Source organism: Kitasatospora sp. NPDC093679 (assembly GCF_040683455.1).
Taxonomy (GTDB): Bacteria; Actinomycetota; Actinomycetes; order Streptomycetales; family Streptomycetaceae; genus Kitasatospora; species Kitasatospora arboriphila.
On the sequence record NZ_JBFBDW010000075.1, the window covers coordinates 20,949 to 33,303 of the forward strand.

11 protein-coding genes are annotated in these 12,355 nt (G+C 73.2%); 8 read left to right on the plus strand and 3 right to left on the minus strand.

Going from position 1 to position 12,355, the window contains the following annotated elements:
• Positions 1–37 precede the first annotated feature (37 nt).
• From AB0O09_RS35905 to AB0O09_RS35930, 6 genes are all read left to right on the plus strand, one after another.
• Positions 38–1,045, plus strand: a complete 1,008-nt coding sequence (locus tag AB0O09_RS35905; protein WP_363549309.1) for an SDR family NAD(P)-dependent oxidoreductase — start codon at positions 38–40, stop codon at positions 1,043–1,045.
• A 42-nt stretch (positions 1,046–1,087) separates the two neighbouring features.
• Positions 1,088–1,801: a sugar phosphate nucleotidyltransferase gene (locus AB0O09_RS35910; protein ID WP_363549311.1), complete on the plus strand. Its 714-nt coding sequence runs from the start codon at positions 1,088–1,090 to the stop codon at positions 1,799–1,801.
• Between the two features lie 3 nt (positions 1,802–1,804).
• Complete coding sequence (locus AB0O09_RS35915; RefSeq protein WP_363549313.1) at positions 1,805–2,737, plus strand: NAD-dependent epimerase/dehydratase family protein; 933 nt, start codon at positions 1,805–1,807, stop codon at positions 2,735–2,737.
• A complete protein-coding gene (locus AB0O09_RS35920) occupies positions 2,737–3,447 on the plus strand; it encodes a spherulation-specific family 4 protein (protein ID WP_344624038.1) in 711 nt (236 codons plus the stop codon). Before AB0O09_RS35915 ends, AB0O09_RS35920 begins: the two co-directional genes overlap by 1 nt.
• Entirely contained in the window at positions 3,444–4,391 is a 948-nt protein-coding gene (locus AB0O09_RS35925; RefSeq protein ID WP_363549316.1) for an endo alpha-1,4 polygalactosaminidase, read from the plus strand. The genes AB0O09_RS35920 and AB0O09_RS35925 overlap by 4 nt, the downstream gene beginning before the upstream one ends.
• A gap of 64 nt (positions 4,392–4,455) precedes the next feature.
• The gene (locus tag AB0O09_RS35930; RefSeq protein ID WP_363549318.1) at positions 4,456–5,031 is read left to right on the plus strand and encodes a YcxB family protein; all 576 of its coding nucleotides are present in this window, start codon (positions 4,456–4,458) and stop codon (positions 5,029–5,031) included.
• Here the strand turns inward: AB0O09_RS35930 and AB0O09_RS35935 are convergent.
• Positions 5,019–6,071, minus strand: a complete 1,053-nt coding sequence (locus AB0O09_RS35935; protein WP_363549321.1) for a HEAT repeat domain-containing protein — start codon at positions 6,069–6,071, stop codon at positions 5,019–5,021. The two genes, AB0O09_RS35930 and AB0O09_RS35935, sit on opposite strands and share 13 nt — an antisense overlap.
• A 62-nt stretch (positions 6,072–6,133) precedes the next feature.
• The gene (locus AB0O09_RS35940) at positions 6,134–7,108 is read right to left on the minus strand and encodes an MBL fold metallo-hydrolase (protein ID WP_363549324.1); all 975 of its coding nucleotides are present in this window, start codon (positions 7,106–7,108) and stop codon (positions 6,134–6,136) included.
• Positions 7,109–7,536: 428 nt separating this feature from the next.
• On the opposite strand from AB0O09_RS35940, the gene AB0O09_RS35945 reads away from it, so the two are divergent.
• Both AB0O09_RS35945 and AB0O09_RS35950 read left to right on the plus strand, forming a co-directional pair.
• Complete coding sequence (locus tag AB0O09_RS35945; RefSeq protein ID WP_363549326.1) at positions 7,537–8,853, plus strand: DUF1996 domain-containing protein; 1,317 nt, start codon at positions 7,537–7,539, stop codon at positions 8,851–8,853.
• 67 nt (positions 8,854–8,920) lie between these two features.
• On the plus strand, positions 8,921–9,484 hold the full coding sequence (locus AB0O09_RS35950; protein ID WP_363549328.1) for a DUF305 domain-containing protein: 564 nt from the start codon (positions 8,921–8,923) through the stop codon (positions 9,482–9,484).
• A 202-nt stretch (positions 9,485–9,686) separates the two neighbouring features.
• On the opposite strand, the gene AB0O09_RS35955 is transcribed toward AB0O09_RS35950, so the two are convergent.
• Complete coding sequence (locus AB0O09_RS35955) at positions 9,687–11,267, minus strand: M4 family metallopeptidase (RefSeq protein WP_363549331.1); 1,581 nt, start codon at positions 11,265–11,267, stop codon at positions 9,687–9,689.
• Between the last annotated feature and the right edge of the window lie 1,088 nt (positions 11,268–12,355).

Here is a 12,355-nt window from a genome sequence, read left to right on the forward strand (position 1 = left end):
GCCACACCCACACGTCCACACCACCGGAGGCTCGCCCATGAGCAGCACCACCGCCACCACCGCCGCCGTCACCGGAGCCGAGGGCTTCATCGGCTCCCACCTGGTCGAGAAGCTCGTCGCCGACGGCCACCGGGTCCGCGCGATGGTCCAGTACAACTCCTTCTCCTCGTTCGGCTGGCTGGAGACCCTGAGCCAGGACGTCCTGGACAACGTGGAGATCGTGCTCGGCGACGTCCGCGACCCGGGCTCGGTGACCGGCCTGGTCAAGGGCACCGACGCGGTGTACCACCTGGCCGCGCTCATCGCGATCCCGTACTCCTACCAGGCCCCGCACTCCTACGTGGAGACCAACGTCACCGGCACCCTCAACGTGCTGGAGGCCGTCCGCCACCTGGAGATCCCGCGCCTGGTGCACACCTCCACCAGCGAGACCTACGGCACCGCGCAGACCGTCCCGATCACCGAGGACCACCCGATCAACACCCAGTCCCCGTACGCGGCCTCCAAGGCCGGCGGCGACCGGCTCGCGGACAGCTACCACGCCAGCTTCGAGACCCCCGTGGTGACGCTCCGTCCGTTCAACACCTTCGGCCCGCGCCAGTCCATGCGCGCCGTCATCCCGACCGTCATCGGCCAGGTCGCGGCGGGGGAGCGCACCATCACCCTCGGCGACCTCCGCCCCACCCGCGACTTCCTCTACGTCAAGGACACCGCCGCCGCGTTCGCGACCGTCGGCACCGCCCCCGCCGAGCAGGTCGTCGGCCGCACCTTCAACGCCGGCACCGGCGGCGAGATCTCCGTCGGCGACCTGGTCACCCTGGTCGGCAAGCTGATGGACGCCGACCTGACGGTCCGTGAGGACACCGACCGCATCCGTCCCGCCGCCTCCGAGGTCATGCGCCTGGTCGCCGACGCCACCCGCCTGCGCGAGGCCACCGGCTGGGCCCCCGCCCACTCCCTGGAGGAGGGCCTGCTGCACACCATCGAGTTCTTCCGCGACCCGGCCAACCTGGCCCGCTACAAGACCGACCTGTACAACGTCTGACCCGCGCCCCGCCACCACCGCACACAGACAAGGAGCACCAGCATGCACGCTGTCATCCTGGCCGGCGGCAAGGGCGTCCGCCTGCGCCCGTACACCACCGCGCTGCCCAAGCCGCTCGTGCCCATCGGCGACCAGCACGCCATCCTCGAGATCGTCATGCGCCAGCTCGTCGCGGCCGGATTCGAGAGCTGCACCCTCGCCATCGGCCACCTCGGCCACATCATCCGCGCGTACGTCGGCGACGGGTCGCAGTGGGGCATCGACGTCTCCTACACCACCGAGGAGACCCCGCTCGGCACCATGGGCCCGCTGCTCACCATGCTCGACACCCTGCCCGAGCACTTCCTCGTCATGAACGGCGACGTCCTCACCGACCTCGCCTACGGCGACGTGCTCAAGCAGCACATCGACGCCGAGGCGCCGCTCACCATCGCCACCTACGCCCGCAAGGTCAACATCGACTTCGGCGTCCTCACCACCGAGCAGGGCAGGGTCACCGAGTTCCGCGAGAAGCCCAGCATGGACTACCACGTCTCGATGGGCGTCTACGGCCTCTCCAAGACCACCCTCACCCACTACACCCCCGGCAAGCCGCTCGGCTTCGACGACCTCGTCCTCGACCTGCTGGACGCCGGAACCCCGCCGCAGGCCTACGAGTTCAACGGCTACTGGCTGGACATCGGCCGCCCCGACGACTACGACCGGGCCAACGCCGACTTCCGCGAGAACCGCGACCTGCTGCTGCGGGGTGCCTGACCCATGGACGTCCTCGTCCTCGGAGCCACCGGCTTCCTGGGCGGCCACATCGCCGAGCACCTGCGCACCTTCCCCGGTGCGCGGGTGCTCCGTGCCGGCCACTCCGCCGCCGCCGACCTGCGGATCGACCTCGCCAACGAGACCGTCGAGGGCCTCGCCGCACTGCTCGCCGACCTCCGCCCCGCCGCGGTGGTGAACTGCGCCGGCGCCGTCACCGGCGACGCCCTGCTGCAGACCGGCCTCAACGCCCGCGGCCCCGCCGTGCTCGCCGCCGCCCTGCGCGCGGCACTGCCCGGCACCCGGCTCGTCCACCTCGGCTCCGCCGCCGAGTACGGCGCCTGCGAGCACGGCAGCTCGCTCGCCGAGACCGCCGCCCCGCGGCCCGGCGGCCTGTACGGCGCCACCAAGCTCGCCGGCACCCTGGCCGTCGCCGACGCCGCCGCCGAAGGCCAGGACGCCGTGGTGCTGCGGGTGTTCAACCCGATCGGCCCCGGTGCGCCCGGCACCTCGCTGGCCGGTCGGCTCGCCGCCGAACTCCGCCGGGTCGGCCCGGACGGCACCGTCACCCTCGGCGACCTCTCCGCGCACCGCGACTTCGTGGACGCCCGCGACGTCGCCCGCGCGGTCGGCACCGTGCTCACCGCCGCCCACCCGCTGCCCCCGGTGGTCAACATCGCCGGCGGCGAGGCCCGGCCCGTCCGCGCCGTCGCCGACGCCCTGGTCGCCGCCGCGCAGTTCGGCGGCCGGATCGAGGAGCACGGCGCCGGATCCGAGCGCTCCGCCGCCGTCTCCTGGCAGCAGGCCGACATCTCCACCGCCCGCGCGCTGGGCTGGGAGCCGCGGACCACGCTCGCCGACTCGCTGGCCGACCTCTGGCACGGCCTGAAGGCCGCCGCGGAGGACGGCCCGAACGACAGCCGGGGGCGCGCCGCCTGATGGAGGAGCGACTGCTGGTACCGCTCTACGTGCACCCGGCCGAGGACCCGTCCGCCTGGCGGGCCCTCGTCCGGGCCGCACCGCGCCTGTACGGCGTCGTCGTCAACGCCGCCGACGGCCCCGGCGAGGCACCCGACCCGGTGCTCGCCGAACCCGTCGCCGAACTCCGCGAGGCCGGGGTCCGCATCCTCGGCTACGTCGACACCGGCTACGGCCGCCGCCCGCACGCCGCCGTGGCCGAGGACCTCCAGCGCCACCGCGCCTGGTACGGCACCGACGGCGTCTACTTCGACCAGGCGTGCACCGATCCGGCGTTCCTGCCCTACCAGCGGCGGCTCACCGTCGCCGCCCGCGCCCTGGGCTGCGAGAGCGTCGTCCTCGGCCACGGCACCCACCCCGACCCGGCCTACGCCGACGGCGGGGTTGCCGACCTGCTGGTCACCTTCGAGGGAGACTGGCAGGCGTACGAGGCGGCGCCCGTACCGCGCTGGACGGCCGACCACCCGCCGGAGCTCTTCTGCCACCTGGTGCACGGCGTGCCGTCCGGCCGGCTGCGCGCCGTCCCCCGCGAGGCCAGGCTGCGCGGCGCCGCCGTCCACTACGCGACACCGGGCGACGGCGACAACCCGTGGCGGACGCTGTCGCCGGCCCTGACACCGGCCCTCGCGGGGCCCGCCCTCACGCCCACCCGGACGGAGACCGACCCATGACCCGCCGCCACCCCGCCGCCCTCGCCGCGGCCGCCCTGCTGCTCACCCTCGCCGGGTGCTCCGGCGGGGGCGACGACGACGGCCCCGCCCCGGACGAGCCCACCGCGGCGCCGTCCGGTACGGCGAACCCGGCACCGTCCGGGTCCGCGAGCGCGAGCGGCACCTCCTCGGCGAGCCCCTCGCCGACCCCGGGCAACGACACGGCCCCCTCCGGCAGCCCGACCGGCGGCAGCCCCACCACGGCCGCCCGCTGGCAGCCCGCCCCGCGCACGGCCTGGCAGTGGCAGCTCGACGGCCGCGTCGACACCGGCGTCGACGTGCCGGTCTACGACATCGACGGCTTCGAGAACGACGCCGCCACGGTCGCCGCGCTGCACGCCAAGGGCCGCAAGGTCATCTGCTACGTCAACGTCGGCGCGTACGAGGACTACCGTTCCGACGCCAAGAGCTTCCCCAAGACCGTCCTCGGCGGGGCGAACGGCTGGAAGGGCGAGTCCTCACTGGACATCCGCCGCACCGACGTCCTGCTGCCGCTGATGGCCAAGCGCTTCGACATGTGCCGCGACAAGGGCTTCGACGGCGTCGAACCGGACCTGGTGGAGAACTACCGCGCCGACACCGGATTCCAGATCAGCGCCGGCGACCAGCTCACCTACAACAAGGCCATCGCCAAGCTCGCCCACGACCGCGGCCTCGCCGTCGGCCTCAAGAACGACCTCGACCAGATCCCCGCCCTGGTCGGCGACTTCGACTTCGCCGTCAACGAGCAGTGCGCCGAGTTCGACGAGTGCGACGCCCTCAAGCCCTTCATCGCGGCCGGCAAGGCGGTCTTCCACGTCGAGTACAAGACGCCCAACGCGCAGTACTGCGCCAAGAGCCGCCAGATCGGCCTCAGCTCCATGACCAAGCACCTGGAGCTCGACGCCTGGCGGCAGCCCTGCTGATGACCCCCCTTCCGCCGGGTACGGGCCTGCGCCATGATGATCCGTCCCTTGTGAACGGAGCACCATGCACATCACGGTCAGCTACGAGACCACCCCGCAGGAACGCGTGCGGGCCTTCCAGCAGGCGCTGGCGAAACCGCGGAAGAACGCCTGGACGGCGGTCGTCTGTCTCCTGCTGCTCGGTCAGCTCGAGATCTGGAGCTTCGGGGACGTCACGCTCGGCACCTGGTCCTCACTCATGGCCCTCGGGCTCCTGGCCCACCTCACCATCGGCACCCGGTCGGCCGCCCGTCAGCAGACGCCGAGCGTTCCAGGTGCCACCGAGGTCACCGTCACCGAGACCGGGGTGACCGTCCGGCGTCCGGGCCACACCTCGGAGATCGCCTGGTGGTCCGTCCGGTTCGTGGAGACCGCGGACTTCTTCCTGCTCCTCCACGCTCCGAAGTTCTTCACCCCGATCCTCAAGCGTGGCTTCACCCCGGAGCAACTGGCGGAGGTGCGCGCCCTCGCCGCGGCGGGCCGCCCGGCGCGGCCGGTCGGACTGACCCGCGCCCGGCCGGCGGGCCGACGGCAACCGGGCGGCCCCTGCCGGGCCACCGGCCCGGGGATCGCCGGCGGCCCACGGCGTCAGATCGCGTAGGCGCCGCGCGGCACGCCCTCGGCGACGCCGACGGGCGTCAGGGCGATCATCGGCGTGCCCCGCACCGGGGTGTGCGGTCCGATCGCCAGCGGATCGATGCTCAGCGTCGCAGCGATCCCGCGTGCGAGATCGAACGCCTCCCACCGCCACTCGTCCTCGGCGTCGTCGAGGTCCTCGCGGACGGTGTCGTCCCAGGGAACGGGCAGTCCCAGTCCGGCGCGCCGGGCTCGCTCGTACTCCAGCGGCTCGCCGAGGGTCCACAGCCCGTCGTCGGCGTCACCGGCCTCCTGGTAGCGGCGCACCACCGTGCCGTTCTCGGCGACCAGCCAGGCCGATCCGTCGTTCTGCGCGCCGAAGTAGTACGCCTGGGCGCGGCCGTAACGTGCGCTCAGCTCGATGCACCGCTCCCGCAGCTCCTCGCCGCGCTCCGCGTCGCACGGGTCGCACCACGCGCCGGCCACCAGCGTCCAGCCGTCCAGCTCGGGCGTCACGAACACCCGGCCCAGCGGGCTGCCCGGCTCGTCGTCACCGAAACCGTGGACGTCCGCGTCCAGGATCGCGTTGCCCAGCTCGAAGGTCACCGGCCGCGGCTCGGTCAACCCGAGGACCCGCATGATGCCCGGCTGGTCGCCGCCCGCCACCGCGATCCAGTACAGCCAGCAGGCGTTGAGCGGCTGCGGCCGGTCGGCGGTCAGCTTGATCCGGACCAGCCGTTCCACGGCGGCCATGTCCCGCGCGGAGAGCAGCGGTTCGCCGCCGATCTCGGCCAGGGCCGTCAGTGCGGCCGACCTCAGCCGCCCCGGCCCGGAACGCCGGATCCGCTGCAGGGCGGGGACGGCCCGCGCCCCGAGCTCCTCGACGACTGTGCGTGCCTGACACGCCACCCTGCCGTCCGGGTCGCCGAACAGCGCGAGCAGGGCGGGGAGGGCGTCCATCCCGGCCGCATCCCGGGACCGGAGAGCGCGCACGGCCTGCTCCCGCACCGCCGGGTCGGGGTGGGAGAGGGCCGCCGTGCACGGGTCGGGCGGGGTGTCGGTCATGACGGTGCTCCTGCCGTTCGGGGCTCGGTGTCCGGCCGTCCCGGGCCGACCGGGACGGCCGGTCAGCCGTCGGTCCGCTGGTGCTGCTCCGGCAGGCTGCTCTCCGGGTGCACCCAGAGCAGCACGTTGCCGGGCCCGCCGCGCTCCCGCTCCGACCGGAAGAACTCCAGGACCTCCCGGTCGGAGTGACGCAGGCTGAAGTGCGTCAGCACGAACAGCGTCTCCGGGTGCGCCTCGACCACCGGCCTCAGCCGGCTCCACACCGTGTGCCCGACCCGGTCGGCCCGCTCCAGCTCGGCGTCGTCCAGGTAGGTGCACTCGGTGATCACCACCGGGTACTCCAGCAGCCACGGGTTCCGGTCGAAGACGTTCACATGGGTGTCGCCGAGGTAGGCGAACAGCGGACGGACGACCTCCCGGTCGACCTCGGCGCCCTCCCGGCGGCGCTGCGCCACGATCCGTCCGAACTCCGCGCCGCGCCCCTCGGCGAGCAGCGTCCGCCGCAGCTCCTCGTACTCGGCGGCGAGGGCCGTCCGCACCTCCGAGAAGGCGTACCCGACGCACGGCACCTTGTGTTCGCACTCCACCACCCGGACCCGGTGGCCGCCGCGGCCGAAGGAGAACTCATCGCCGCCCCGGACCCCGTGCAGCCGGTGCCCGGCGAGTGCCGGGTCGTAGTCCGGACCGTGGTTCAACTCGGCCGAGGCGCGCAGGTGGGACTCCACGTACGGGACCGCCGCGGCGGGCAGGTGGATGTCGACCCCGGAGGCCTTGGCGGCGAGGAAGTCGAGGTCCTTGGCGTGGTCGGCGTGGGTGTGGGTGAGGAAGACGGTGTCCGGCTGCCGTCCCTCGCAGAGTCCGGCGTCGAGGCTGCAGCGCAGCTCGGGTACGTGGAAGAAGGTCTTGTCGTTGGCCCGCGAGTAGCCGGTGAGGGTCAGCCCGGTGCCGGGGATCCGCCAGGTCTTCCACTGCCGGAAGGGATGGCCGGCCGTCAGCCGCTCGGGATGGTCGGCCTGCCGCTCGGGCGCCTGCGTCATCGGAAGTCCTCCATGTCGTCCGCGGGGCGGGCGGTGGGTCGGCCGCCGTGATCGGGTGCGGCGCCGATCGTAGCGGCCGGGCCCGCGGCCGTCCCTGGACTTTCCCGGCGGTGCGCGGCCCGGCGGCACGATCGGCGCGATCCACGTCCGACGCCGCCCGGGCGGGGCCGGATCGACCGGATCGGCCGGGCTCCGCATCCAGCTGTCCCGGCCGACCGTTCAGCGATGTCCGACGGGTGAGCGCTCTCTGACGATGCGTCGGGATGCGGGAGCGCTGGCATCGATCCGTTGACGGAGCATCCTCATGACTCCTTGACACTCCTTAGGGGCGCTCCTATCTTCCCCTGAGAGAGCGCTCTCTCATGCGGTGCCGCCGCCCCACCCGGGCACCGTGCGCTCAGGCTCCGACCCCACCCGATTGGAGAGCCATGAGTCCCACCGTGCTGCGGTCCTCCCGACCGCGCCCGCAGATCCACCGCCGTGCCGCCTGGCGGCGCCGTCTGGTGGCCCTGGCCGCCGCCGTTCTCACCGCGGGCGCGGTGCTGACCGGCACCTCCGGCCCGGCGCAGGCCGTCGACCAGCCGATCTCGCAGGGCCGGCCGGTCACCTCCTCCTCGGTCGAGAACGCCGCCTACCCGGCCTCGCTGGCCGTCGACGGCAACGACGGCACCCGCTGGTCCAGCGCCGCCGCCGACAACCAGTGGATCCGGGTCGACCTCGGCGGGAACGCCGCGATCGACCGCATCGTCCTCGGCTGGGAGGCCGCCTACGCCAGCGCCTACCAGGTCCAGGTCTCCGCGAACGGCAACGACTGGCTCACCGTCCGCCAGGTCACCGGCGCCACCGGCGGCCGGCAGACCCTCGACCTGGCCGCCACCGGCCGGTACGTGCGCGTCCTGGCCACCGCCCGCGCCACCGTCTGGGGCGTCTCGCTCTGGGAGTTCCAGGTCTACGGCTCGGTCGGGACCCAGGGCGTGCCGCCGGGCGCCGTGCGGGTCGCCGAGTTCCTCGCCGACTGCCCGTTCAGCCACCGCCTGCCCGACGACCCGATCGTCTTCCCCGGCCTGTCCGGCGCCTCGCACATGCACAGCTTCTTCGGCAACGCGGCCACCGACGCCAACTCCGACCTCGGCCGGCTGGAGCAGTCCGGCGGCACCTGCAATCCCGCCGTCGACACCTCCTCCTACTGGGTGCCGACCCTGTACGCCGACAACGTCCCGGTCGAGCCCACCGGCACCACCTTCTACTACCTCGGCGAAGGCGTCCGCGACGAGGTCATCGCACAGACCCAGCCGCTGCCGCGCGGCCTGCGGATCGTCGCCGGCAACGCCAAGGCCACCGGACCGAACGACAACAGCATCGCCCGCTGGTCCTGCCTGCACGCCGGCGAGGTCAACCCCTCGCACGACTTCGTCAACTGCCCGGCGGGATCGATGCTGGAGTCCTACCTGGACTTCCCGCAGTGCTGGAACGGCAAGGACCTCGACTCCGCCGACCACAAGAGCCACATGTCCTACCCGGTCAACGGCGCCTGCCCGGCCGGCCACCCGATCCCGGTGCCCAAGCTCCGCCAGGTGCTGCGCTACCCGGTGACCGGCGACCCGTCGCGGCTGCGGCTGGCCTCCGGGCCCGGCTACACGATGCACGGCGACTTCTTCAACGTCTGGCCGGCGGCCGAGATGGCCCGCCGGGTCCGGGACTGCATCGCCCCGATCGTCAAGTGCGGTGCAGGCGGCACGGCCTGACCCGACGACCCCTCCGGGTGCGGCCAGGAGTCCCTTCCCCGCCGCACCCGGAGGCCCAGGAGGAACGATGAGACGAGCCTTCGTCGCCGCGGCCGTGGCCGCCCTCGCGGTGTGCGGCGCCCTGGCGGCGGTCGCCCGGCCGTCGGACCGGCCCGCGGCTGCCGTGGCGGCCCCGGCCGCCCCTTCTGCCACCGCATTCAACCCGACCGACGCGGCCTGGCTGCAACTGCTGGTGCCGATGACCGAACAGAACGTCCGGCTGGCCGAGTTGACCGCAGAGCGGGCCACCGGCCCCGAACTCCGCTCGCTCGCCTCGGAGATCGCCGCCGGAGGCCGCGGCGACCTGGCTCGACTGCAGGAACTGACCCGGCTCGGCGGGGTTTCCGGCGACAACCCGCACACCGGCCACGACATGCCCGGCTTCACCACCGCCGCCGAGTACGCCGAGGCCGAGCGGACCGGAGGTGCCGACTTCGACCGCTACGCCGTCCTGCACCTGCGCGAGTACCTGGAGCAGTCCGTCCGCCTCGCCGACTCCGAGTCCACCGCCGGTGCCGCGGCGTCCACCCGGCGACTCGCCGCCGACCTGCGCCGCACCCGCGCCGCCCAACTCGCCCGCCTGGGCCCCTGAACCGCTGCCGTGCCCCTGAACCGCTGCCGTCCCGGGCACCCGCTGCTCACGTGCCGACCTCGCCGGCGGCTCGCCGCACCCCTGGCCCGCCGAGCCCCTGGCCCGCCGAGCCCCTGGCCCGCCGAGCCCGTGGAACCGACGCGGCGGCAGCCGGGCCTCCGCCCTGGAGACCCGGCTGCCGCGGTACTCGTTCCGTGGTGCGTCAGCTGACGTTCACCGCGGCCCAGGCGGCGGCGACCTGGGCGTACTCGGCGGAGCCGGCGCCGTAGAGGTCGGTCGCCGCGTTCAGGGTCGCGGTGCGCGCGCCCTTGTAGTCGGTGGTGGAGGTCATGTAGACGCTCAGCGCCCGATACCAGACCTGCAGCGCCTTGTCGCGGCCGATGCCGGTGACGGTGGAGCCGTTGTAGGTCGGGCTGTTGTAGCTGACGCCGTTGATCGTCTTCGCGCCGCTGCCCTCGGCCAGCAGGTAGAAGAAGTGGTTGGCGACGCCGGACGAGTAGTGGACGTCCAGGGAGCCCACGGAGGAGGACCAGTAGTCGGCGGAGTGGCCGTCCTTGGAGGGCTTGTCCATGTAGCGCAACGGAGTGCCGTCGCCGTGGATGTCGACGAGTTCGCCGATCAGGTAGTCGCCCTTGTCGGCGGCCAGGTTGGCGTAGAACTCCACGCCGGTGCCGAAGATGTCGCTGGTGGCCTCGTTCAGGCCGCCGGACTCGCCGGAGTAGTTCAGGCCCGCCGTGTTGGCGGTGACGCCGTGGCTCATCTCGTGGCCGGAGACGTCGAGCGCGGTCAGCGGGTGGGTGTTGGACGCACCGTCGCCGTACGTCATGCAGAAGCAGCTGTCGCTCCAGAACGCGTTGGAGTAGTTCTTGCCGTAGTGCACCCGGCTGTAGGCGCCGACACCGTCGTTTCGGATTCCCAGGCGGCCGAAGGTGTTCTTGTAGAAGTCCCAGGTCACGGCGGCGCCGTACTGGGCGTCCACGGCGGCGGACTGGCTGTCGGAGACCAGGCCGGTGCCCCACACGTTGTCGGCATCGGTGTAGAGCGTCCCCTTGCCGCCCTGCTTGCCGTTCATGGACACGGTGTACTGGCCGCCGCGGGTGGCGTCCTTCAGCTGGTACGTCGAGCCGGTGTAGGTGGTGGTCAGCGGGACCGAGCCGACGAAGACGCCGGTGCCGGTGCCGGTCGCGTTGGCGGTCTGCACCTGCTCGTGGCTGGACAGCACCTCGCCCGTGGCGGCGTCGGTGACGACCACCTGGCTGCTCGGGGTGCCGTCGGCGCGGACGCCCTCGACGGTGGTGCGGTGGGCCAGTCGCGGGGTGCCGGAGGCCGCCCACACCACCAACTGCGCCGGCCCCGGCCGGTCGACCGAGACGAGGGCGGGTTCGTCGCCTTCCGGGGCTCCGACGGTGGCGGCGACCGCGTCGTGCGCCTTGGAGGCGGCCTGCGCGGCGGTGAGCTTCGGGGTGAGCGAGGCGGGGGCGACCCGGCCGGCCACGGCGCGGTCGGCGGAGCGTATGGCACCCTGCGCGCTCTGGTGGACGATCAGGTCGCCGCCCAGGACGGGCAGGCCGGCGAAGGTGCGCTCGTAACGCACGTGCCGGGTGCCGTCGGGGTCCGTGATCATGTCCTTCACGATCAACTGCTCCTGGCCCGACAGGCCGAGGGCGCGGGCCACAGCGACGGGCGCCGGCGCGGCGTGGGCCGATCCGGCACCGACCTGGATCGCGCCGGCCAGGACGACCGAGGAGGACAGAACGGCTCCGACGGCGAGCTTTCGCTTCATTCGGTTCCTTCCGTGGTGGGACCGCGGGTGCGCGGTCGCGCGGCTCCGAGGCGCCGGGTCGGCGCGGGCTGAGGGCGGAGCCGGCTGGGGGGTGGAGCGGGCAGGGGGTGGAGCGGGCTGAGAGTGGAGCGGGCAGGGGGTGGAGCGGGCTGAGAGTGGAGCGGGCGCCGGCGGCGCGTCCCGGCGATCGGCCGGCATCCGCCACCCGGCGGGGGAGCGGGCCGGACAGTACGCCGTGGTGCTCGGCCGGAATCATGACGAAGGATCAGGTATGCGGGAAAGGGCGGGCGCACAAATGGCAGGATTTCGCCACAGCGGGCGGTGTTCCCGTCGGATTTTGGTCGGGAATTGCCGGGCCAATATCTGCTGGCAGATCCGTCCGCAGCCGTCCGCGCCGCCCGTACGCCGAAATCCGGCCGGGTCGTGCGCGGGGCGCAGGGCGCGCGGGGGTGGTGGCGCAGTCCCGCCACGTATTGACACTTGTCGCTGAGAAACCGATTCAGTATGCGGCGGAGTGGTATCCGGAAGGTGTCATGAATTCTTTTCAGGCATGACTCGGCGGCGAATGCCTCAGGGGCATTCGCCGCGGCGCGGGCAGCGTCTCGCACCTCGGCACCGGTGGCAGGGATGGGCCGTACCTGACTGAGCGCCGATCGACCGTGGTGTGTCACACCCGTGCACGGACGGACGGGCGCCGAGCGGGCCTCGACGTGCCTCGGGGTGGCGTCCTCCGGGCTGTAGGCCGAGTGGCCGGCCGGCCGGTCGGGCGGCAGGCGGAGGGGCGGGCGGAGGGGCAGGCCGTGCGCCTCGTTGTCGCGGTCCGGTGCGATGTGGTGCCGGAAGCGGCACGGCCGGGGGAGGCTGCACCGCCGGTCCGCCCGGCGCGGAGTGGCCGGCGGAGTGCTCGCGTCGGTGGTCCGGGCGGGCTGGCTGGCGTGCGGGTGAGCTGCGTTGCGGGGAGGCGCGTCCGCTTCGTCCGTCAACTGCCTAGCGCCTAGGCCGTGTCTCATAATTGATCTTGTTGGTGTGAGTCATTGCTCCTCGGCTCGCAGCCACAGGATCAGCGCGGCGAGGACCACGCCGGCTCG